This is a genomic window from Nostoc sp. CALU 546 (assembly GCF_048836525.1).
This window is the reverse complement of record NZ_JAWJTF010000037.1, coordinates 52,202-76,373: the sequence shown is the minus strand read 5'-3', so window position 1 is coordinate 76,373 and position 24,172 is coordinate 52,202. Positions and strand designations below refer to the sequence as shown.

The 24,172-nt window shown below is 41.5% G+C and carries 13 protein-coding genes; 1 reads left to right on the top strand and 12 read right to left on the bottom strand.

Annotation, left to right across the window (positions count from 1 at the left end; genetic code table 11):
- Positions 1-160 precede the first annotated feature (160 nt).
- The 6 genes from RRG12_RS19425 to RRG12_RS19400 form a co-directional block, all read right to left on the bottom strand.
- A complete protein-coding gene (locus tag RRG12_RS19425) occupies positions 161-1,576 on the bottom strand; it encodes a right-handed parallel beta-helix repeat-containing protein (RefSeq protein ID WP_420760390.1) in 1,416 nt (471 codons plus the stop codon).
- A 100-nt stretch (positions 1,577-1,676) separates the two neighbouring features.
- Complete coding sequence (locus RRG12_RS19420) at positions 1,677-2,306, bottom strand: precorrin-8X methylmutase (RefSeq protein ID WP_069071857.1); 630 nt, start codon at positions 2,304-2,306, stop codon at positions 1,677-1,679.
- 104 nt (positions 2,307-2,410) lie between these two features.
- Positions 2,411-3,220 (bottom strand): TPM domain-containing protein, encoded by an 810-nt coding sequence (locus RRG12_RS19415; protein WP_069071856.1) that lies wholly within the window; start codon positions 3,218-3,220, stop codon positions 2,411-2,413.
- Between the two features lie 441 nt (positions 3,221-3,661).
- On the bottom strand, positions 3,662-4,201 hold the full coding sequence (locus tag RRG12_RS19410; protein WP_069071855.1) for a hypothetical protein: 540 nt from the start codon (positions 4,199-4,201) through the stop codon (positions 3,662-3,664).
- A gap of 11 nt (positions 4,202-4,212) precedes the next feature.
- Complete coding sequence (locus RRG12_RS19405) at positions 4,213-4,563, bottom strand: YtxH domain-containing protein (protein ID WP_069071854.1); 351 nt, start codon at positions 4,561-4,563, stop codon at positions 4,213-4,215.
- 412 nt (positions 4,564-4,975) lie between these two features.
- Positions 4,976-5,311, bottom strand: coding sequence for a hypothetical protein (locus RRG12_RS19400; RefSeq protein WP_069071853.1), 336 nt, complete (start codon positions 5,309-5,311; stop codon positions 4,976-4,978).
- A gap of 674 nt (positions 5,312-5,985) precedes the next feature.
- On the opposite strand from RRG12_RS19400, the gene RRG12_RS19395 reads away from it, so the two are divergent.
- Positions 5,986-6,978: a metal ABC transporter solute-binding protein, Zn/Mn family gene (locus tag RRG12_RS19395; RefSeq protein WP_420760389.1), complete on the top strand. Its 993-nt coding sequence runs from the start codon at positions 5,986-5,988 to the stop codon at positions 6,976-6,978.
- Between the two features lie 268 nt (positions 6,979-7,246).
- Here the strand turns inward: RRG12_RS19395 and RRG12_RS19390 are convergent, their stop codons facing one another.
- The 6 genes from RRG12_RS19390 to RRG12_RS19365 all read right to left on the bottom strand — a co-directional run bounded on the left by RRG12_RS19390 (position 7,247) and on the right by RRG12_RS19365 (position 24,112).
- Entirely contained in the window at positions 7,247-7,744 is a 498-nt protein-coding gene (locus RRG12_RS19390; RefSeq protein WP_069071851.1) for a DUF427 domain-containing protein, read from the bottom strand.
- Positions 7,745-7,847: 103 nt separating this feature from the next.
- Positions 7,848-9,431: an HlyD family efflux transporter periplasmic adaptor subunit gene (locus RRG12_RS19385; protein WP_420760388.1), complete on the bottom strand. Its 1,584-nt coding sequence runs from the start codon at positions 9,429-9,431 to the stop codon at positions 7,848-7,850.
- Positions 9,432-9,533: 102 nt separating this feature from the next.
- The gene (locus tag RRG12_RS19380) at positions 9,534-12,542 is read right to left on the bottom strand and encodes a peptidase domain-containing ABC transporter (protein ID WP_420760387.1); all 3,009 of its coding nucleotides are present in this window, start codon (positions 12,540-12,542) and stop codon (positions 9,534-9,536) included.
- An 818-nt stretch (positions 12,543-13,360) separates the two neighbouring features.
- On the bottom strand, positions 13,361-16,174 hold the full coding sequence (locus tag RRG12_RS19375; RefSeq protein ID WP_420760386.1) for a beta-propeller fold lactonase family protein: 2,814 nt from the start codon (positions 16,172-16,174) through the stop codon (positions 13,361-13,363).
- 355 nt (positions 16,175-16,529) lie between these two features.
- Positions 16,530-20,834, bottom strand: coding sequence for an amino acid adenylation domain-containing protein (locus tag RRG12_RS19370; RefSeq protein WP_420760385.1), 4,305 nt, complete (start codon positions 20,832-20,834; stop codon positions 16,530-16,532).
- On the bottom strand, positions 20,831-24,112 hold the full coding sequence (locus RRG12_RS19365; protein WP_420760384.1) for a non-ribosomal peptide synthetase: 3,282 nt from the start codon (positions 24,110-24,112) through the stop codon (positions 20,831-20,833). Before RRG12_RS19365 ends, RRG12_RS19370 begins: the two co-directional genes overlap by 4 nt.
- Positions 24,113-24,172: the final 60 nt, after the last annotated feature.

Here is a 24,172-nt window from a genome sequence, read left to right as displayed (position 1 = left end):
GTTAGGGTGGGGTAAAACCTTCGTTAATCAGCTATTTCAGACTTGTGTACACACCGTAGCCTTTTTAAGGGGGGTTGTGAGAATCAATAAGTGCCTAAAATTACAGCCAACCACTTTTAAAACATCCTCTGAAACTCGTTTCATCGAGATTGGCTAATTACTAACGAGAACATCCAACTTTTATAAGTTTTCCTTGCAAGCGATAAGTCACTGTCCCACAAACAAAACCTGCCGACTGAGGTTCTACATAAGTCCGCTTTGGTGGGTTTTGTTTATCTAGCCGCAACTTCCAATCACCAGAGATTTTTTCTAGAGTAGGATACTTACTTAAAAATTGTGAGTCTGCAACAATATCACGAGGGCCCTTAACACTTACCTTAGAACTATTGATGTAGATATTAGAATCATAAACAACATTTGTATTTTTAGTATTATTATTAACCTGTTTTCCAGGGAAAGCATAAAGAATGTTCCTAAGAATTCTGACATCAGATGACGTATGAGCAAATATTTGCCCGCCATTAATTTCTGGACTTTGATTATTTAAAACAGCTGTGTTATTGACAATATCAACATGCTCACTCAAAAATGCATGAATACCTGATCCACCATTATTAAATGTAAGATTGTTTTGAACTAAAGTGTATCCTTTATATGCACCCAATTTTGAGTTATTCTGATCATTTCTTGTACTATCAATAATAATGCCATTACCGTCTGTGATCTTTCCAACTGCAATCCAAGGGATATACATACGATTGTTGTAGGACTTGTTGTTGGTAACAAACATCTTGTATCCCCGGTTGTTGTCAGAATTCCAATTGTTCAACATCGAAATGCCACTGCAACCATAAACGCTGTACCAGGCATTATCGAACACCACATTATTATCTATTGTTACGTAGTCCGATTCAATCGCTGAAATGCCTGCTCCTCCACACTTGTGTACCTTGTTATTGACAATACGTATATGGCGGCTATGACCATTTGTTCGTCCATCTACATTGATGCAATTTCCATTCGTCAGCGGGTTTAGTTTGTTAGTTTTCTGACTCATCGCATAATCAAGGGTTATATTGGCATTGTTTCCGATGACTTCTAACCCGTTGATCTCGATATATGAAGCTCCATTTGAAACTAAGATACCATTCCATGTATTGTGCTGAATTTTTGGTAAATGCCCAGGATATGCTTTATATTTAATCCATGCTTTTGCAGTTCCAGAACGTTTAATATGTACTACACTCCCAGCCTTTGCTGAATTTGTGTACACTCCATTCATAATCAATACTGTATCGCCAGGATTAGTTAGATTTGCTGCCTTTTGAATAGTTCTAAAAGCGGATGAAGTAGAGAGTCCGCTATTTTTGTCGTTTCCAGCACCACTAACATAGTATGTTTTCGGTGTTACTTGAGCGCTGATTAGCTCACGGCTGGATAGGAGCGTTTCCTTGTTAGTGGATATTTGATGGACGTTTTCAACTAAAGGTACTTTTATACTTTCTCCCTCAGCCAAAAGACTTAATACTACAGGAATTGCAAGATATGCGCTGAAACTGAAACCTTGAATTACCACAACAAAAGGCTCCTTGATATGCACTACTTAACAAAAATATCAGGATATCCAGTGATTTTGAATACTCTTTTGGATACAGAATACAATAGAGCCGACCTGACTAGCTTCCCCGATTTCCATCTTGTCCATAGGCTTGCCAAGCCAAGTCTACCAATCCATCAACGATCGCAGCTGCTACAACTGCATTCCCTTTGCGACTGTCAATTGTAATATGAGGCACTAGAGAGTCTTGTAAACGCTCCTTAGCTTCATCAGCATTTACAAATACCACTGGAGTCGCAATTATTAAAGCAGGTCTAATTTCCTCAGCTTCAATTAAATCTACCAGTGCAGTCAATGCCGTTTGTGCTTGACCAACCACAAAAATACCTTCTGGATAACGCTTTGCTAAGGTTTCTATTCCCCATGCTGCGCGAGTTTTTTCTTTTTGAGGGCGTGTTAGAGCTTCCATGCTGCAATACAGCGGATTAGCAAAGGTGTTTTGAATGTCAGATGCAATACCTACTTGTACCATCGGCACATCTACCACAATCGTGGTACGCGCGGCTAGTGCTGCGGCTCCAGCTTGCAAGGCACGCTCAGAAAAGCGAATCAAAGACTTATACTCAAAGTCAGCCGTGGCGTAGATTACCCGACGCACAATCTCATACTCTGCGGGTGAAAAGACATGAGCACCAATTTCACTATCAATAATTGCTAAACTTTGAGCATCAGTTACGTGCCATTCCATTTTTGTTGAGCTTCTCAAATATTAGCTTTCAGCTTATCAGCTTCAGAGAGTTAAGAGTTAGGAGTTAGGAGTGATAAGTTAATTAAAAACTCCTAACTACTCACTCATAACTCATTACTGGAAGAAGGCCGACTGAAAATAGGAGATAAGTAGGCAACCAAGACGCCAATGAGAAACCCAGAGATATTGCGAACTAGAGGTAACCAGTCACTTGTGCGTGTCACCACTGGCCCAATGCCAAAGGCAATAAACAAGATTCCCCACAAAGGTGAGAAAATTAAAGCCCATTGCCAAGCAAAAACTTGTCCTTTCTCGCGGGGTTGAGCTGCAAATCCACAAATCACCCCACCAATAACTGAGGTAATCAAGGTGAGAATCCACTGTTCTCGTGGCAGTCCGGGGACAACATTGCAACCACCTTTGATTAAACAGCCTTTAACCGATTCTAAAGCTTGCAGAATGGCTTGGTCTTCGCCTTGTTCGCGGACAAAGTACAAATTACCAAAACGGGTTTGCAATTCTATCCAGAAAGTCCGGGGTAAAAGCTTATAAACAGCATCGCCGACACTAAAACTGAGAATGTTACCGCCACGAGAATCGGCAACTAGTAAAATACTTTTGTCATCCAAGCCCCAATATTTTATAACTGCGCGACCTGGGGTGCGATCGTACTGAGTCAATACTCGCAGTTTCCAGCCTGTATCGGCTTCAAACTGCTCTAAATCTTTGACAAGCTTTTCTTCTTGCAGCACAGGCAGAGATTTAGCTAAGTCTACAACTGGGGTAAAGGTGTTAGGGAGTAACTCAGGATTGTCATAAGCCAGTGCTGGGGGAGAATGCATGACCCAAATTGACCCAGCCAGGAAAAATATTGCAATAGATACGAGAATTCGTCGCCAAAAACAAGATTGCATGGACGTTTTTATACAAATATCAACGGTAAAAGCGAACAGGTTGTTTTAAAAGAGTACTAGAAAAATGATAGTTCTTTACACTTGTTTACTTTACTCTAATCTAGGGGATCAAAGCAAAGCGTTTTTGGGGATTAGGGATTGGGGAGTGGTATTCGTGAGAATTTAAGATAATGTGTATTTTGTCAATCGGTTAAAATACTCAAAATGACTAAGCCATAGCGGAGTTCCCCATACAATAAAAGTGGAATGATTGGATTTGGGGAACAATCTTTTCTCCTAAAAAGACGGCTTGATTAAAATATGCTTCACTCGTTTTCCCAAATTGCTGAATACAACGCCAAAGTTTATCCATAAACAAAAATGGCTTTTTTAAGCTGATGAAATACCACCTTTTAACACTGCAACAATAAAAATAAACAATGCTCTACGCCCTTTTTCTGCTCAATCTTCATCATCGAAATTGTTTTCCCAGCTAGTGGCATCGTTATAATCGTCATTAACGCGGTATACCTCTGCTTTGCTCCGACGATTTTCTTGCTTTAGGACTTCTCGTTCTCGCAACGTGAGTGGTGGTTTTTCATTGCTTGGTAAGCGATCGCCTGTTCGTCTCGCAGGTTTTTGGCGCGTGAAATTTCTCCAAGCAGCTTTCACGCCAACAAAAATAGTCCGTGTACCTACTTGCAGATTTTGAGCCTGAATTCTTGCACTATCAAGACTTTGGTCAACTTGTTTCACTACTTGACTAGCACTTTTTACACCTTCACCGACATCATCAGTTAAGTCAGTGATTTCTAAGCCAGTTACGCGGATAGCTTCTAGAGTGGGCGGTAACTCCCGTGACAGGGTATCAAATAGCTTTTCTGCACTGCGAGCCGCGCGTGCTAACTCCTGCAAAGCCGGTATTGCCGCCACTAAAACCGCAGTCAAGCTTGTGGCGACTAAAAGTAAGGAAAGTCCCAACCAAAACAGGGGTTCAATCACGGTTGTATCATTTATGAGCGTTCTAATTCCTGGGGAAGCGAATCTGAGTCTTCCACAGATGCTTGTCGCTTCAAGACTTGGCTTTCTCGCTGACTGGCATCTACACCAGCTGCGATCGCTTCCCGTAATCTATCTAAAGTCTCATCCCAGTTTCGTAGTGCGCTAGCAGAGAGACGATCTGCCTGGATTTGCACACTCGTTGATAAATCTTCTGCCAATTCTGGGATAGCATTGGCAGATTTTTTCAAAATTTTACGCGTTTCGCGCCCTGTGCGTGGAGCGACAAGCAAACCGGTCAAAGCACCGATGGTAGCCCCCAGCATCAAACCGCCAATAAATACTCCAGAACGGTTATTAGACATCTTATTGTTTCTCTCCTTACACCCATTTTAGGTGGGTTGTCTCCCCTTGCAAGACTCAACCGATTTTATCCAGTTAATCTATCGTGACAAAATATCAGCCAGAAATGTTGCTTTTATTCATTAATATCAAAAGCATTAATTACTTAATAATCCAAAAATATCCGTATATCCCCAAGTTTAGAACCTCCGACAAGCCTTCTGGCGGGGTTTCTTTGTGTTAGCACATCCCTCGTAGTTCCGTACCCTTCTCCTGACGGAGACGCTCTTGCTAGCAAACTTAAAGACTAAGGGATGAGAAGGGGGAGCGATCCCTACGCCAGAAGCTAATGCACCATGAGGTATCTTACTACGGACTCCTCTCAGTGTCCCTCGTCAGCCCTAATTATAAATGTTCATGTGAACCTGACATAACTCATTTTCCAACTGTTCTTTTCCCCGTTATTAACTCTAGCTTCGGAAAATAACGCTGCCAGATTTGCCTTCCTAGCAAAAGTAGACTGATAATTTGCCGCACTTGTTGAATTTGTATTTGTAGCGCTTGATTTCTCTGCCGTAAGTTATGGATATTCTGCTGACTGAGATAAATATTTTCGGGTGCTTTATTCAGTGCTGTATGGGTACAACTTTCATAGGCGGTTAATCTATCTGCTATGTATGCTAGCTGCTGCTTGAGTTGCCACACCCGCCAAGCCACATACAGTAGTGTCAGGGAAATGAGGGTGTTAATTATGACAACTAAAATTACCATTGTTTATCTTCAATATTAGCTTTGAGGATTTGTTCTATATACTTTGTTTGGCTCTGATTTAATGATTAAAAAATTAGAGGGTGAAAATTTAGTCTAACAAAGGCTGAAGGCTAAAAAATCGCCAATTTGCCAATTTTGTAACAACTATATGTCCACACCTCGCAAAACCACAGCTACAATTACTTTAGATTCACGACTCGGTTTGCGAAATCAACCCGTATGCTCAATAAGCCTCATCATTACTACGTCCCACTCCTTAACCTGATAACTCTATTCAATTTGCGATCTTTGTGGTGTGCAAGCACAATGGTATAGCCCCTTCAACAGACGGTGAGAGAACTACACTACACTCCTTGAAGGCTTACCAGCATCGTCTTTATTATTGTGCTCCTACCTCTACCAGTTTTCCAGCCTATTGCGTGAAGTTAACTAAATATTTTGCCTGTAAAAACCTCACTAATGGTTCACCAACCAAACATTGCTGGGTGTGGACTGGGGAAAAGGGAAAGGAGAGAGTCTATTAATTCCTCCTCCCTTAAGCTTTACCCTTTTCTCAGCCGAAGGCTTACCTGTCTCCCCTTAACCTCTTCCCTGCTGAAGACTTCCTCTTACTATTTCACTAATACTTTACCGATAATGATTATCTTTTTTTATACATCCAGTAGGAGTTGAGGATGTCAAAAAAATCACCATTGAATAATTTCTTTCGAGCTACTTTTGTTACTTTGACGATTGGATTTGTTGGGTGTGGAAATCAAGCTGCAAGAACCACATTCACTCAGACTACCACCCAGGTAGATGAGAATCTTCCTCAAGTCGTAGCGACTACAAGCGTACTGTGTGACTTAACCAGACAGGTTGCCGGAAATACAGTTAACCTCACCTGCTTAATTCCTCCTACTGCCAACCCCCAATTTTATAAACCAAAACAGGAAGATCGTGAAGCCATTGAGCAAGCTAATCTTATTCTTTATGCTGGTTATAATTTTGAACCAAATCTGATCAAATTAATTAAAGCGACTAAAAACCCAGCACCGAAAATAGCCGTTGGTCAACTGGCAGTGCCTAAGCCACAAAAATTCCAGGCAGGTGGTAAGAATGTAACTGATCCTCATCTTTGGCACAATACCAAAAATGCTATCAGAATGGTGGAGGTAATTAATAGTAACTTGAGAAAATTAGAATCTAGTGATGCAGAGGCTTATACCAGCAATACCAAAAAAATTACAAATGAACTGACTCAACTAGATAGCTGGATTAAGTCAAGAATTGCCAGTATTCCTGCCAAACAACGCCAGTTAGTTACAACCTATAATGGACTGGGTTATTACGCCAAAGCATACGATATTCCATTAGCGGGGGGATTACAAAGTATTAGTACTAACGAAAAACTCACAGCCGCACGAGTCAAAAATTTAGCTACAAATATTAAGCGGGCTAGAGTGCCAACAGTTTTTGCTAAGGTAGAAATTAACCCTAATTTGATTGAATCTGTAGCCACAGAAGCCGAAGTTAAAGTTTCTAACAGAAACCTGTATGCTGAGGGACTTGGAGAAGCAGGAAGCGACGGGGACACTTATCAAAAAATGATGATTGCCAATACACGCACAATTGTGGAAGGTCTAGGAGGGACATATTTGATGTTTCAAGTCAAAGCTGCTAGATAGCAATAACATCAATTTAGTAAATCTATAAACCAATACAGTTCAGATAAGACCAATACACTTGTCTTGACGGCGATTTATCGCGTCTCGAAAACCCACAATTTTGTACACTTAGCCCTTAACTGAACCGTATTGGTTTATAAACCTATTTTTTCAGTTGAAGAAGAATTCAGAAGTCAGAATTCTGTTCGATAAAATTCGGATTTTAAACGTTAAAAGAGATTCTTTTATTTAGACTTATCAAGTTTACAATCCCAAATCTAAAATTGACTCACCATCCCCAAGTACCAGGAGCGCCTTTAAATGGCCCAACAATATCACTAGTTATCCAACCGCCGTAGAAGTTACCGGGTTGTGGTTGCACCTCTTCGCTATCAACGTAGCATTTATCCATTAAATGAGCGTAAAAAGCTACGTAGTCTTTGAGAGATTCAAAGGCTGGTGTAGGGTTGGGATAGAACCAACAAGCATTATGAACTTCTTTGTCACCAACTTGAATGGTGTAGTAACCAGCACCTCCCTTCCACTCACAAAAGCTAGATTGTGGTGTCATTTGTAGATATTCCATTTTGATATCCGCAGGAGGAATGTAGTAAGAAGGAGGATGACTAGTTTCTAAAACACGTTTGGCGTTGTGGGTATCTGCAATTATTACGCCGTTAAAGATTATTTGGATATGTTTGCTTGTGTCCTCTAGACGAGGAGGACGGGGGTAATCCCAAACTGATTCTTGTCCGGGAGCGGGTTCGATGCGTTGAGAATTAACCATTTTAGATATCAGCAATTAGTAATGGCTTATATTTTTTAATATAAACCATTACTAATGCATTACTTATTTTCCAGTTTCTCACAATTTCCAATCTCAAATTTGTTTAACGCACCTGTTTAAGATTATCAACTTGCTTGGTAAACAACTCAGTGAATAAACTAAGCACAGTCCGTTCTTCACGCACTTTGATATTGGCGCTGATGGACATACCTGATTGCAAGGTAACATTTTTACCCCTAATCACTAAGGATTGCTTATCCAATGACACTTTTGCCGGGAATCTATAAAACTGATGGGTTTGGTCTGGCGGTAATGCGTCTGACCCTATGTCACTCACTTCCCCTTTGATATCGCCAAACTCGCTGTAAGGAAAGGAGTCAATTCTGACATCTACCTTCATGCCTTTCCGTACAAAACCGATATCTTTGTTGGTGATGAAAACTTCAGCTATATAGTTTTCATTGGGGACAATTTGCAGCAGTTTTGTAGTCGGATTCGCTACAAAACCAGGGTTTTTTGCTTGCAAATCAAAAACTGTTCCAGCTACAGGTGCGCGGAGTTCTTGATATCTAACGTTTAACTGTGTTTGAGATATTTTACTATTGACATCTGCCAAACGTTGTTCGTTATCTAGAAGAACTTTCGTGAATTGACTATCGATTTCGGCAATGCGTTTTTTGTTATTAGCTATATTGTCTACAATGTTTTTATCAGAAACAGCTACGGTATTACTTAGCTCTTGCCGTCCTTTTTGAATATCAAACTGGAGGCGTTTTTGTTCTTCACCTAGTTGTGCTACTTCCGCTGCGAGGGTTTGTACTTGTTGTTGTTGGTTGAGATATTGAAGCTGAGAAATACCGCCTTCTTCTGCTAATATTTTAAGTTTATCTAGAATCTGCTGTTGAATTGCTAAACCGGCTTTAGTATCTTCTAGTTTGACTTGATTTTGAGACAGTTGTTTTTTGGTTTTCTCTATTTCTAATTCTGCCGCAGCTGATCGAGAATCTAACTCTCTTTTGGCAACTTCTAAACGTTGCTGTTCATCAATACCTAGTCTAGAATCTTGACCCGAATTTTTTAATTGAGTCCGCAATAGGTCATTTTCTGCTACTAGTGCTGCCCGACTTTTCAGCAGAAAAGCAGTTTCTTGTGGCAAATTACCGCGCAAAAATAACAGTTCTGAGCCTGTAGCATTACTCGCTCCCATTAATCGGCGATAAATCTGGTTTTCTTTCATTAATGCAATGCGAATCTGGTTCAAAGAATTTAATTCAGCAACAGGGGCTATGGAATCAAAGGTCAGTAGCAAATCTCCTGGCTTTACCTCTTGTCCATCTTTGACATTAACTGTTTTTACTACTCCGCTAACAGGAGCCTGAACTTCTTTGATTGTTCCTTCCGGCTTTAATTGCCCTGTTGCTGGCACTACTTGCTCAATTTTTGCAAAATAAGCCCAGGTAATTCCAAAACAGGCCAAAGCCATAAGAGTAACCATGATTGTACGCGACCAAATTGGAGATTGGCGCAAGACAACAGATTGCTCAAATTCTTGAGAACTTGAATTAATTAAAGACTCTTGATCAGCTTTCTGTTGTTTTGTCAGTATCGGTGAATCTTGTTTAGATCCATTTTTCTGATTGCCGTTTTTTTGATTCCCGTTGAGATGATTCCCATTAAGTTGAGTCATAACGATTTTGGATTTTAGATTTTGGATTTTGGATTTTAAATTTTTTGTAGGGTGGGCAATGTTTACCGATGCCAAAAACCTTTGCCCACAACTAATGACTAATTACAAGTTCACATCTTGTTGCTGATATAGATAATAATAATGACCTTTAGTAGCCATTAATTCTTGATGGCTTCCTTGTTCTATAACCCTGCTATTATCCATCACAACAATCATGTCTGCATTACTCACGGTGTTCAGGCGGTGAGTAATAAAAAATACTGTATCACCCTTGAATGCTTTGGCTAAATTCAGACAGATTTGCCGTTCTGTGGGATAGTCTAGGGCGCTAGTTGCTTCATCCAAAACTAATAATTTTGGTCGTTGTAAAACAGAACGAGCGATCGCAATTCTTTGTCGTTGTCCACCTGAAAGTGCTGAACCGCGTTCTCCCACCCGTGTGTTGTAACCGTTGGGCAAGTTCATGATAAACTCATGGGCGCACGCAACCTGAGCCGCTTCGATAATTTCTTCGGTTGTCGCATCGGGATTGGTTAGGGCAATATTTTCCTGAACACTGCCATCAAACAACAACGTTTCTTGGGGAACTACACCAATTTGTCGTCGCAGTGAATAAAGTTCCACTTTGGCGATATCATAACCATCAATCAAGATTCTGCCAGACTCAGTTTCGTAAAGTCTCAGCAGTAATTTCATCATCGTACTTTTACCAGAACCACTTTGTCCGACGATGCCGATAAATTTCCCTGGTGCAAATTCGAGGTTGACATTAGAAAGTTGTAGAGGGCCACTTGTACCAAAACGGAAGGAAACATTTTCATATTTCACTGCTCCCTTAATCGCAGGTAAGGGTATGTTGTAGCGGTCTGTTTCTCCTTCTTGTGGTGTATCGACAATATCGCTTAAACGCTCTAGAGACAAGGCAGTTTCTTGGAAGCTTTGCCAGAGTTGAGCTAAACGCAATATGGGGCTGGTGACGTAACCCGATATAATTCTAAAGGCAATTAATTCGCCTAAAGTTAATTCTCCTTGGAGTACTAGATAAGCTCCTACCCACAAAACTAGTAAACTGCTGAGTTTGTTGAGAAAGTTACTGGTAGAGTTAGCGAGGGTAGAAGTCACAACTGTTTTAAAACCAGCGGCGACAAACCGAGCATAACGCTCTTGCCAAGAAAAGCGCGATCGCAATTCGATATTTTGCGCTTTAACTGTTTGAATTCCTGACATCACCTCGACTAAATAAGATTGAGTTTCGGCGTTGCGTTCGGCTTTGGCGCGTAACTGTCTACTAATGGTGGGAGAAGCAATTAAGGTGATCACGATAAACACAGGAATTGTGCTTAAGCCTACCAAGGTGAGTTGCCAACTGTAAATCAGCATTACACCGATATAAACCACCGAGAACAGAGCATCTAAGCCCACCGTTAAGGCAGTACCCGTCAGGAATTGGCGAATATTTTCTAGTTCGTTGATCCGAGTAGAAAGTTCACCCACCGGTCGGCGTTCAAAATAACGCAGCGGTAAACGTAGTAAGTGGTCGATGATTTGCGACCCTAATCCCATATCGATCCGGTTAGTGGTATCGACAAATAAGTAGGTTCGTAAGGTAGTCAGGACTGCTTCAAATAGCCCGACTACTAATAGTAAAATCCCCAAAATATGTAGTGTACCAATACTATTTTGAGTGATAACTTTGTCGATAATTAACTGGACAACTAGCGGATTTGCCAACGCCGCCAACTGCACGAAAAAGGAAGCAATAAAAACCTCTATTAAGACTCGCCGATGCTTTGACAAATAGGGTATAAACCACCGTAAACTAAAGCGTTCTTGGGGTGTTTGATTGGTAGCAGTAAGCAGTAATACTCTCGCTTGGGGTGGGAAGGTGGTTGGATCAACATCTAATTGTTCAACCAATTGAGCAGGTTTGCAGCGCACAATTCCTTTAGATGGGACACCCACTACCACGGTATTTGCATCCGCTGCATATAAAACTGCAAAATTATCACCATAGCGAATCAATGCCGGTGTCGGAATGCGGGTCACTGAAGCAATCGGTATATCTACCAACTGCGCCTTAAGTCCGATCAACTCTGCCAGGTAAGCAGTAACTTGAAAAGATATAGTACCCTGACGTTTGACTTGCTCGGTTAAGATGCGGCGAACTACCTCTCGGCGAAACGGCATTTCTAGGTGCTTCGCGACCATTTGGAAGCAGGCGAAGGCTGTGTTTAGTTCTCCCTTACCACCAAAAAACGGGTATTTCTGTTTTGACGAACTATTTGAGGTTGGGGGGGCTGTCTGTGGAACTATTTCGTCTGATGCATAAGGGATATCTAATTCATCTTCATCTTGGGTATCTAATTGGGTGTTATTTACCGCAAGTACTATCTCATGGCTATCTTCCAAGATCAAATCTGAGGGATGTATACCAAGTAACCTTGCGGGGTTTTGACCGACAACCTGAATCTTGTCTCTGTCGTCGTCTGATTCTAAGCGATCGCCAGGTGATAAATTCGTGACTGTCCCACCGCCACTTACAAACCAGACGCTTTCACTGTCCAGTTGGTTGAATGAAGTTTTTCCTGGGGGTAAATATTGTACTTTCGCCTGTGGTAAAGCTTTTTCTGCCAGTTCTCTGAGGTTTAAAGTAGCGATCGCTTGTTTTTGCCAATAGGAACCGAGAATATCGAAAACTTCTACCAAATAACTGCGGTTCTTACGAGCTTCAGCAAAAGCTGGGTATGAAGCCAGAAAGCTAAAATATGCTGATGCACTCAAGGTTAAACAGACTACTTCGGTAGAAGCGATCGCTGTTTCACAGGGGATATCGCGCAACAAACCAATTTCGCCAATAATTTCCCCTGGTTGCAGTAATTTTAGGGTAATTGGCATTTGCGTCTGGGGGTCGTATCCCAACAGGCGCACTTGTCCCTCATAAATAATGGTGATGCGTTCTGGGAGACTTTCTTTACCGATGATTTTCTGACCTATGCGATATCGCCAAGCTTGCAGTTGTTCTGATAGATTAGCGATCGCTCCATCTGGTAACTGCTCAAACCCTTCTAGAGTGGTGAGAAATTCGGTAAAAGTGTTCTTAATATAAGTCATATAAAATCAAGTTGAAGGTAAAACTGAGGAATAAAGTGGAAAATATTAGAGAGTATCTTTTTTACTAACAGTGGCAGTGTTTGGTTTTATGCCACCAACAGCAAGACTTTTATGGCACTCAGTGTGGCTCAATATGTATAGATACAGAGGGTATTTTAGTCTAATTGCATACCTGTGCTTACATCAGATGGTTTCTATTTTTATGCATTGTTCAGAACAAGATAGTGTAAATAGATCGAGAGCAAGTTATCACTTGGTTAACGCTACATAATTTATACAAGTTTAAAATCAATATTTAGCATTGCAACTATGAGCGATGGATACTTATCATCAACCCAAGACACAGAAAAGCGTTTGTTAAATTTAAGGTTGCCTATTTTAATTTATGATAATCAACATGAAATTATCACAGATGCCTTCCTAAGTAAATACCCTATTAAGAATTATGTAATAAAAAAACCTTTAAATTTCTGAGTTATGTTTTACAAATTTTTTAACATAGGGATTAACAGTATTACGTATGGCAAAAGACAGCGAGCTTTCTTGATAAACAGCGTGATACCCGATTATGAAAGAATTTTCCATCACTTTTTGGTAGCTTAATTTAATAAAAATTAACTGGAAAAGTAAAGGTGAAGATTTTTGTCACCCTAGAGGAATCAACCATTAAATTTATGAAGGAAAGACAATAACTGCCTTCAGTAAATTCACTAGTTTAATTAATATCACGCCAATTTAATCACCATGCATTAAACAACCCCACCCCGCAACCGGGATGAGGTTGTTTGATTTTGCTAAGTAATTACTCGCGTTTGATACTAGGCAGGATTAACACTCAACTTTACCTGCACAATCACATCGTTGTAATCTTTGTCACCACCATTTGGCAAATCCTCAAAACCAAAGGTGTTATTTCCCAATAGTCGAATGTGATCTACTTTATCTGAGTTAGCGCCCAAGAATGAGAAGTAAACCTTTTTATTGCCATTGCCATTGAGAATAGCATCGGGTTTACCATCCACAATAATAAATGGTGCAAACAAAGAATTCGGCCCGAAAGTGCCAGTGTAATTTGCAGTACCTTGGTTGTCCGCGACCAAGTCAATGCCTGTAACACGCCCACGCACAGCGGCTTGGGCGTAACCAGCCTGACCAACAAGAATGTCTGCTTTGCCATCGCCATTGGTGTCAATACCACCATTTTCATCAGCCACTTGATAGAAGCCGACAAAGTTGTTGTAAGCTGCTTCTCTGTTGACTGTAAACTCGGCTGTTACTAACTGCGTCACACTTCGTAAATCAATCAGTTCACCTTGATATTTGCCTTGCAAACCAGTACCTAAAGATACCTCTTCTTCTGTTGTCTGAACTGTAACAGTGAAATCCTTGAAGTTGAGAGAAAATCCTTCCTCTTCTGTGTTGTTACTTGTAGCTGAAGAAAAAACGACACTTGAGAAAGAACTTTTTCCAGACAGTACAGCCTGAGTAGTACTGTTGGATATCAGAAAGAATCTGAGTTTTGTACCAGACTCGAATTCTAAGATATTTTTCAGATCATCATTCTTAAAACCCTTGGGCAGTTTAGCAATGGAGGAAAAAATCACCTTTGAACGCTCTAAAGCAACTCGCGTATAACCCTCTGCACCAGGGGCTATGCCGTTAATTCTACCTTCATCATCGTCAACAGCAAATACACACAGTTCATTCACCTCTTTAGAATTGTTGTTTTTAATCTTAAGAGAGAGCTTTCCTTTTTTACCCTTAACTTTACTGTTGACAATAAAGATATTCTGAGTAATATTTATAAGCTGGAAAATTGTTGTTATCTGGGTATTTGTAGTAGACCCAAAGCCATCAATATTAACAGCTAAATCCTTTTCAAAAGAAAGTCCACCAAGGTCAGTAGTGCGAACGCGGATTTTATAGCTAGATTTAGTGACATCAGATTTAATTTTTAAGCTATCTCCCTCAATGATGAATGCACTATTATCAGTATCTCCAGCACCCGCCACTAAACTATAAGTGTGTTTATCGTCTTGGTCTGGGTCAATGGTGGTGAAGAAACCAATGATTTTTTGATCATCATCGTCATCATCATCTCCGTCGCCACTACCACTATCGTCATCATCGTCATCATCGTCATCATCGTCATCATCGTCATCGTTGATAGCGGTAAATATCAAATTTGTCGGTTCAAAATTCTTTTCAGCAACCGCAAGTGTAAATACATCACTGGCTTCATCTCCAGCAATATCTTCAGCGATAACTTTGATGTCTAGACTACCCACATCGTTATTTGTCGGAGTGCCACTGAAGGTAAGGGTAGTAGGATTGAAGTTCAACCAAGTTGGTAGTAAATCATCATTTGCCAGAGTTGCAGTGTAAGTCAGGATGTCTTCAGCATCTACATCGCTGAAGGTGTCAACTGGAACAATGAAGTTGAAGACACTATCTTCGGTAGCTTCTTGATCCTGAATTTCATTTGCCAATTCTGGCGCATTGTTGAAAGGCGCACTAAACACCGCCACCGCCGAGTCATAAGATCCAGATGCATAGAGATGTTTCCCGTCAGGGCTGACAGTTACAGAAGTGGCAGCAGCAAGTCCATCGACACCATCTGTATCATCTTTTTGAACTTCTACAAAAGTCAACTTGCCTGTTTGTTCATCGCGCTCAAATACTGCTACCGCTGAATCATAATATCCAGTAGCATAAAGATATTTCCCGTCGGGGCTGACAGTTACAGAAGTGGCAGCATTAAGTCCATCGACACCATCTGTATCATCTTTTTGAACTTCTTTTTGAACTTCTACAAAAGTCAACTTGCCTGTTTGTTCATCGCGCTCAAATACCGCTACCGCTGAGTCCCCAAATCCAGCAGCATAGAGAAATTTACCGTCGGGGCTGACAGTTACGGAGTTGACAGCAGCAAGTCCATCGACACCATTTGTATCATCTTTTTGAACTTCTACAAAAGTCAACTTGCCTGTTTGCTCATCGCGCTCAAACACCGATACCGCCGACTCATCAGCTCCAGCAGCATAGAGGTATTTGCCGTCGGGGCTGACAGTTCCGAAGAGGGCACCAGCAAGTCCATCGACACCATTTGTATCATCTTTTTGAACTTCTACAAAAGTCAACTCGCCTGTTAGTTCATCACGCTCAAACACCGCTACCGCCGAGTCACCATATCCAGTAGCATAGAGGAATTTGCCATCGGGGCTGACAGTTACAGAAGTGGCATTAGCAAGTCCATCGACGCCATTTGTATCATCTTTTTGAACTTCTACAAAAGTCAACTTGCCTGTTTGTTCATCGCGCTCAAATACCGCTACCGCCGAGTCACTATATCCAGGAACATAGAGGAATTTGCCGTCGGGGCTGAGAGCAAGGGCTTCAGCACTGCCAAGCCCATCGACGCCATTTATATCATCTTTTTGAACTTCTACAAAAGTCAACTTGCCTGTTTGTTCATCGCGCTCAAATACCACCACCGCCGAGTCATCATACCCAGATGCATAGAGGAATTTGCCATCGGGGCTGATGGCGGCAAAGAAGCTCCCACCAAGCCCATCGACACCATTTGTATTATTTTTTTGGACTTCTACGAAATTCAGGATTTTCTGCATCATGTTTGTCTTGAGATTGCAAAATAGTTAGTAAAAGTAATATTCTTTGCTAGCAAGGTGAGGAATGCACTATATAGTTTATTGTATAAATCACGATAGAGCCTCAGTAAATAAACTTAGGAATACCAGTTTAGAACTGATGCAAAGGCTTTATTAGCGATCGCATTTACACATATATCAAGCCGCCTTTAAAAGTTCTTACTCGCAAATAAAACAACCCCATCCCGCAAGGGAGATGAGGTTGGAAAGCTATCACTAAAACACAATTTAGAAAGAACTTTAATCGAGTAACGAAGTTCAAAGAGTCAGAAGTCAGGAGCAAAACAGGCTTTATATCTGGCTTATAGAGTTAAGTTTTTTACTTCACTGAGTTACTTTCTGCAATAATTTGATCTATGCAAGCCTTCATTTTTTCGGACACAGATCGTACATGGGGTTCTTTAAAAATGGAATTATGAATCCCAGAAATATCATAGATATCCACTCCCCCTAATGCCAATTTACCCCAACCCATTTTGGCATCAGCCTCTCGTTGTCCAACTACAAGACCATCCTCTGTTCGGAATACGGTTGCTCGACCTGAGTAAACTTGTAGAACATATTTTCTGAGCGCTTGTCTGGTTGCCTCTTCCACCATGAATTTCCGGTTGGAGTAAGGTAAGGGGCGTCCGAGAATCAGGTGAAAGTGAAAGACAATCCGCCAGAGTATCTCTTTGATTTGATACTTCAGCCGCTCTGTATTGCCTTTTACCTGCTCAATAAGACCATTTGCAATTGCTAAAAGATTCTTCCAATGGTGAGAGGCTGGCTTTTGCAATGGCACAGATTCAATATTTCTTGAACCGTAGGTATCAAATAAAACTAGCAAAGCTACTTTTTTCCCTTGCATGGCCAATTGCCGAGCCATCTCGTAAGCAATTATCCCCCCAGAGGAGTATCCGCCGATTAAATAAGGCTCATGGGGCTGAATAGTCTGGATTTGTTGAATGTAGTGCGCTGCCATATCTTCAATTCGGGTATAAGGAAGTTGCTTTCCATCTAACCCTTGTGGTTGCAGTCCATAAAATGGTTGATCTGAACCTAAATGCACTGCCAATTCACGGAAACGCAGAACTTCTCCACCCAAACCATGTACACAGAAGAAAGGAGGCTTAGAACCATTGGGCTGGATAGCTACTAAAGATGACCAAGGAATTGATGTTTCAGACTTGACATCATCTGTTGTTGTCGCAGCAACCCCAGATTTTGAGGATTTTTCTCGCTCAACAATATTAGCTAATTGCTCAATAGTTGGGGCTTGCAAAAGTATAGATAAAGCTAAGTTTTTGCCTACAATCTTTTCAATCTCAGAAAACAGACGTACTGCCAGCAGCGAGTGTCCACCCAAATCAAAAAAGTTGTCTGTTATTCCAATCGGATGAACTCCTAAAACATTTTCCCAGATTTCTGTTAATTGAAGTTGTAAAGGGTTTTCTGCTGTAGCAAATATTTTTTCTATTTTAGAATTAGTTGGATTAAGCGCAGGTAAAGCTTTACGATCAACTTGACCATTAGCATTCAATGGCAGAGAACCGGCTATAACAAAGGCAGAAGGCAACAAATGCTCAGGCAACTTTTGTTGGAGAAAACTCAGTAGTTGCTCACTCCCAAAAGTCTCCCCTTCTTTAGGGACAACATAAGCAATTAAACGTTTATCCCCAGGAATGTCTTCTTTGACAATCACCACAGTTTTTTGCACGCCTGGAAATTGACCTAAAATTGTCTCAATTTCAGTCAACTCAACGCGAAAGCCGCGAATTTTAGCCTGATTGTCTAGGCGACCAATAAACTCAATATTGCCGTCACTTAAGTAGCGTCCTAAGTCGCCACTTCTGTAAAGGTATGACCCAGGTTCGCTGCTAAAAGGATTGGGGATAAATTTCTCAGATGTTAATTCGAGACGGTTAAAGTAGCCTTGTGCAACACCAATACCACTGATGTATATTTCGCCAGTAACGCCAACTGGCAGGGGTTGCGATCGCTGATCGAGAATGTAGATTTTTGTATTGGCGATCGCTCTCCCTATAGGAATTTCTGACCGAGTGTTACTGGCTTCAGTGGCAGTTGCCGGATCGTAAACTGTGGCGGTTAAAGTCGTTTCTAGCGAGCCATAGCCATTAAGCCAGCGTACTTGCTTGCCAACTTTTTCTACCCAAGTTAAATAAGCATTGCGTGAGACTTTTTCACCACCAACCATGACTAAGCGCAAGCTGACTGGCAAGGTTTGTGGAGATACAGATGGCTCTTTAACTAACTCATACCAAAAAGAAGTAGGTAAATTAACAACGGTAATCTTTTGTTGAGCGATGAATGGGAAAAACTGCGCCGTCGAGTTTTGTAGCTCTTGAGGCTGGAGAATTGCAGTAGCACCAGCAATCCAAGTGGGGAACAATGATTCTATAAAAGAATTGCAAGTGATACTAGGTAAGATTAGGAGGCGATCGCTCTGGGTCAACTCCCAAGTGTCACTGATTGCTAGGCTGTGGGTGACGAGATTACGGTGGGTAATGGCTATGCCGTTGGGTTTTCCATTGCCGCCGGACACATACATCACACAGGCGAGAGTCTCATCTGTGATGTAATATTGTAGATTTTCAGTCGCGTGTAGTGCGATACCTTCCCAATCACTATCCAAAGAGATAACTTGTACCTGATGCTCAGAGAACTTCTCAACTAATGAGCTTTGGGTTAACACTAAAGATATTTGGGCATCTTCTAAAATGAAAGCCAGACCATCTTGCCCAGATGTCGGAACTATGGATACGTAAGTTCCCCCAGCTTTCAAAATACCCAACAGCCCCACAATCATCTCTAGCGAAGGCTCTACATAAAGACCGACGAGTACCCCCGATTTTATCCCTAGAGTTTGCAAATAGTGCGCTAATTGATTTGCACGCTGGTTGAGTTCCTGATAAGTTAGTTGCTGATTTTCAAAACTTACTGCGATATTATTTGGAGTTTGTTTCGCTTGAGTTTCAAACCACTGATGAATACAAGTATTCTGCGGATAATCAGCCTGTTTGCCATGCCAATCAACCAACACTTGATGTTGTTCACCTGCTGTTAACAGAGGTAATTCAGATATCTTCAGATCGGGATTAGCGACAATACCTTCGAGTAAAGTTTTGAAGTGTCCCAACATCCGCTCTATGGTACTGGCATCAAACATTTCGGCATTGTAATCAAATACCATGCCCAGACCATTATCCTGTTCCCGCAAGACTAATGTCAGATCGTATTTGGTCTTGCCATGATAAATGTAGCCAAATAGAGAAGTGATAGTCAAATCAGGTAGTTGCACTGCTCCCATCCCCCGACCATTCGACCAAGGAGGATTGAGGGAGAACTTTACCTGAAATAAAGACGAACTGTTCCGACTTTGTTGTTCTGGTCTAAGTTCTTCAATTAGTCTCTCAAATGGTAAGTCTTGATGGGTATAAGCTTCTAAGCAATCCTTACGCACGCGGTCTAACAATTGTCGAAAAGTTGGATTTCCTGCTAAGTTACCCCGCATTACAAGAGTATTAGAGAAAAATCCAATCAGCCGCTCGGTTTCTACTTGTCCCCGGCTTGCACTGGCAAAGCTAATCAGTAGGTCTTCTTGTCCAGAATAACGGTAGAGCAATAGCTCAAACACTGTTAGTAGAGTCATGAACAGGGTGACACCCCATTTTTGACTCAGGTCTGTTAGCGCATGGTTCAGCGTCTTTGATAGTAGCAGGGCAGCGCGATCGCCTCGATATGTCTGCACACCATGAGGACGCGGATGATCGTAAGGTAACTCAATGACTGGTAAATTGCCTTCTAGCTTTTGCTTCCAGTAGTTTACCTGTGACTCTAAAACCTCTCCTTGAAGCCACTGATATTGCCAATTGGTAAAATCGGCATACTGCACTGGTAAAGGAGTTAAAGGAGAAGCCTTCCCTGCCGACAATGCTTTATAGATGGTAGTGAAGTCTTGATAAAATATATCAGAAGAAGCTCCATCACAAACTATGCAGTGCATATTCCAGATTAGCAGATGCTCGCGATCGCTCAATCGCAGCAGCAGCACCCGCAAAATCGGCCCATTGGCGAGATCAAAGGGTTGATGAGCTTCTTTAGTTGCCAGTAGGAGAGCTTCCGCCTCTCTTTTTTGATCTGGTACTTGCCGCAAGTCAATTATTGGCAGCGTCAAGGAAACATCGGTGGCAATGACTTGAGTTGGTTTTCCGTTCACGGCGGGAAAAGTTGTCCGCAGAACTTCATGGCGGCGGAAGACTTCTCTCAAACTTTCCTCTAAGAAAGCAACATTGAGATTCCCCGTAAAACGCACCACAACGGGCATATTATTTGAGGAACTATTAGGTTCAAATTGATGCAGGAACCATATCCGTTGCTGACCAAAGGAAAGCGGCAAGTTGCCATTCCGTTCACAAGCGACAATTGGGGGAATCTGTGAACTGGCAGATGTAGTAATTTGTCGCAGAAAGTTGATGATTTCGGCTTTTTGAGTTTTTAACTCGGTGAGCAATTCCGGCGTGAGACTATCTTTTGCTGCTCGATAGCGTAAGCGATCGCCCTCTAACCAAAGTTTGACATCGCGCTGACGTAGTTCAGAGAGTAGTTCATCTAATGTTTTCATAGCTCACCTTCCTCATAATCATCAGCGGTTTCACTATCAACAGCCTGAACACCTTGGGTTGCCCAACGCAGAGTTTCCACTCGTTCAGCCAAATCTGCTACCGTTGGCAATTCAAATAAATTGGACATAAGAATTTCGACTTGCAAAGCTTGGCGCAGTCGAGAAACCACTTGAATTCCTAGTAGAGAATATCCACCCAGTTCAAAAAAGTTGTCGTAAATCCCAACCTGCCTGACATTTAAAACCTGTGTCCAGATATCTGCAATCTGCTGCTCAATGGCAGTGCGAGGCGCTACATAATTTGCTTCCAGTTCTGGACGGAAAGAATCAGGCTTTGGTAGTGCCCGACGATCAACTTTGCCGTTAGCATTGAGAGGTAAGGCTTCCAGTGCCATAAAAATCTTGGGCACCATATATTCAGGAAGCTGCTGTTTTAAGAATCGACGTAACTCGGAGATTATTTGCGGGCTATCTTGACCAATTTCTGCTACAAAATAACCAACCAGCACTTTCTCACCAGGAGCATCTTCTCGAACAATTACTACCGCTTCTTTTACTGCCGGATATTGCAAAAGTGCAATTTCAATTTCACCCAATTCTATACGGAAACCGCTCACTTTCACCTGATTGTCAATCCGACCCAGATATTCAATCTTTCCATCTGGCAAATAGCGAGCTAAGTCTCCACTTTTATATAAGCGTGATTGAGGATTTGGGCTAAAGGGATTGGCAATAAATCTTTCAGCTGTAAGATCCGGGCGATTGAAATATTCTCGTGCTAGACCATCGCCACCAATATACAACTCACCTGTGATTCCAATCGGGACGGGTTGTAAATGGGAGTCCAAGATATAAACTTGGGTATTAGCAATGGGGCGACCAATAGGAATAGAAGCCCCTGGCTTTAATGGTGCTGTAATCTCATAACAGCAGGTAAAAGTTGTACTTTCTGTCGGCCCGTAACCATTAATTAGTTTACAGTTTTCTACTGTGTTGAGAAATTTCTGGACATGGGTAATGGATAAAACATCACCACCTGCTAAAAGTTGACGTAAGGGTTTTAAAGCATCAATTTTTTCATCGACTATTAGATGGAATAAACCCGCCGTTAGCCATAATGTTGTCACCTGGTATTGCTGAATAATTTGTCCTAATTCATCTAAAGATGGGGTATGAGGAGGGAATATTATTAGTTTTCCACCATTCAGCAAACAACCCCAAATTTCAAAAGTTGAAGCATCAAAAGAGATCGGACTAATTTGCAGAAATACTTCTTTGGCAGTGAGGCTTACATAGTTAGTTTCTTTGACTAATCTAACTACACCTTGATGGATAACACTAACACCTTTGGGCTGACCTGTAGAACCAGATGTGTACATTACATAAGCCAAGTTGTCAGCCTTGACATTACTAATTAAACTCTCTGGCGTTGCTTGGTTGATAGTATCCCAGTCGGTATCTAGACAAATTACATTTGCTGCGTGAGCAGGTAGTTTGTCAATTAGCTGTTTTTGGGTCAACAGTAATTTGATCTGGGTGTCTGAAAGCATGAAAGCCAAACGTTCTTGCGGATACCCCGGATCTAGGGGGATGTAAGCTCCACCTGCTTTCAGAATCCCTAAAAGACCTACCACCATTTCTAAGGAGCGATCGACGCAGATTCCCACAAGAACATCTGCACCTACTCCTAATGTTTGCAGGTATTGCGCTAATTGGTTGGCGCGAATATCTAACTCTCGATAAGTAAGTTGTTGTTCTTGAAATACCAACGCCACAGCATCAGGGGTGCGTTCTACCTGCTCCTCAAATAACTGATGAATGCATTTATGTTGGGGATAGTCTGTTTGTGTCTGGTTCCATGTTGCTAATAACTGTTGCTCTACTGCTGGTAAAATTGGCAATTTAGCAATACTTTGATTGGGGTTAGCAACTATACCCAATAACAAAGTTTCAAACTCTGCCATGCGGTGGCGGATAGTGTCAGCGTCAAATAAATTAGTGTTGTACTGACATTCCAGAGTCATCTGGCCATGTAATTCAGTGGCATTAATGAACAGTTCAAAATTCTCGAAGGAACGGGGGTTAGAGAAAAATTCTACTTCCAACCCAGTGAAGGGGAGTTTATCACTATCTAAACCCTGATCGATATTAAATGTAATGGGAACTAAGGGAATACGGCTAGAATCCCGTGGTAAAACTAATTTTTTGACCAGACTACCAAAGGTAAATTGTTGATGATCGTAAGCATCTAAGACAGCCGATCGCCGCGATCGCAAGTAGTCGCTGAAAGATTTTTCGCCATCAATCTGGCTACGCAATGGTAATAAGTTTACACAGTGTCCTACAAGATTATATTGACCCAAAGCAGCTTGTCCGGCGGCTGGAATCCCAACAACCAAGTCGTTTTGTCCTGTCAGACGGTGCAACCAAACCTCAAATCCTCCCAGGATAGTAGTCATAAAGCTACAACCGAGTTTTGTCCCTAGTTGTTTGAGGTTGGCAACTAGTTCCGGACTTAAATGCCAATCTTCGCGGGCAGCATTAAAGGTTCTAAGTGGTGGACGGGGGCGATCGCTAGGGAAATCTACAACAGGTACAGAGTCAGCGAATTGTTGTAACCAGTATTGTTCTGTGGCGATCGCTTCTGGACTATCCGCCTCTTCTTCCTGCAAAATCGCATATTCACTTAAATTGTCTGGTTCTTCTAATTCAGGAACAATACCCTGTTGCAAGCCAGAATAAAGTTTACCCAAATCTGGCATCAGCACTGCCCAAGACCAACCATCACAAATAATATGATGTGCTGTCAAAGTAGCTAGATGCTCCTGCGGCTGCAATTTGACAATTTTTGCCCGAAATAGCGGCCCATGTTCCAAATCAAAAGGTTGCTCTACCTCTTGTCGCAAGATACTAGCTAATTTTTCCTGTTTTTCTTCTGGTTCCAGGTTAAAAAGATTAATAATAGGGATTTCAATTTGCCGAGAAGCAACAATGCAGAGTGTATTGCCATCGGTACTAAAAGTTGTTCGTAGTGCTTCATGACGTTGTACTAACTCTTCAATCGCAGACTGGAGAACTTTGACATCAAGTTCGCCTTTTAGTCGCAGAGATTGGGACTCGTTATAAGCACAATTGGCAGCATCCCCCATTTGTACAGAAGCCCAGATTTCTTTTTGTGATTCTGTGGCAGGGGCGGTTAGAAGTAATTCTCCATCTGCAAATGGATCAAAATCAACCGCAGTTAATCTGGATTGGTAATCTACAGGTGATAAACTCATAAAACTCTATTATTTTCTCAGTTTATTGAATGTGGTTAAATTTAAATCAGTCTTGATAAA

Excerpts from the sequence above, each read along its gene's own strand:
- RRG12_RS19420 (WP_069071857.1), bottom strand. The coding sequence starts at position 2,306 with ATGGAATGGCACGTAACTGATGCTCAAAGTTTAGCAATTATTGATAGT.
- RRG12_RS19415 (WP_069071856.1), bottom strand. The coding sequence starts at position 3,220 with ATGCAATCTTGTTTTTGGCGACGAATTCTCGTATCTATTGCAATATTT.
- RRG12_RS19405 (WP_069071854.1), bottom strand. The coding sequence starts at position 4,563 with ATGTCTAATAACCGTTCTGGAGTATTTATTGGCGGTTTGATGCTGGGG.
- RRG12_RS19400 (WP_069071853.1), bottom strand. The coding sequence starts at position 5,311 with ATGGTAATTTTAGTTGTCATAATTAACACCCTCATTTCCCTGACACTA.
- RRG12_RS19395 (WP_420760389.1), top strand. The coding sequence starts at position 5,986 with ATGTCAAAAAAATCACCATTGAATAATTTCTTTCGAGCTACTTTTGTT.
- RRG12_RS19390 (WP_069071851.1), bottom strand. The coding sequence starts at position 7,744 with ATGGTTAATTCTCAACGCATCGAACCCGCTCCCGGACAAGAATCAGTT.
- RRG12_RS19385 (WP_420760388.1), bottom strand. The coding sequence starts at position 9,431 with ATGACTCAACTTAATGGGAATCATCTCAACGGGAATCAAAAAAACGGC.
- RRG12_RS19380 (WP_420760387.1), bottom strand. The coding sequence starts at position 12,542 with ATGACTTATATTAAGAACACTTTTACCGAATTTCTCACCACTCTAGAA.
- RRG12_RS19375 (WP_420760386.1), bottom strand. The coding sequence starts at position 16,174 with ATGATGCAGAAAATCCTGAATTTCGTAGAAGTCCAAAAAAATAATACA.
- RRG12_RS19370 (WP_420760385.1), bottom strand. The coding sequence starts at position 20,834 with ATGAAAACATTAGATGAACTACTCTCTGAACTACGTCAGCGCGATGTC.
- RRG12_RS19365 (WP_420760384.1), bottom strand. The coding sequence starts at position 24,112 with ATGAGTTTATCACCTGTAGATTACCAATCCAGATTAACTGCGGTTGAT.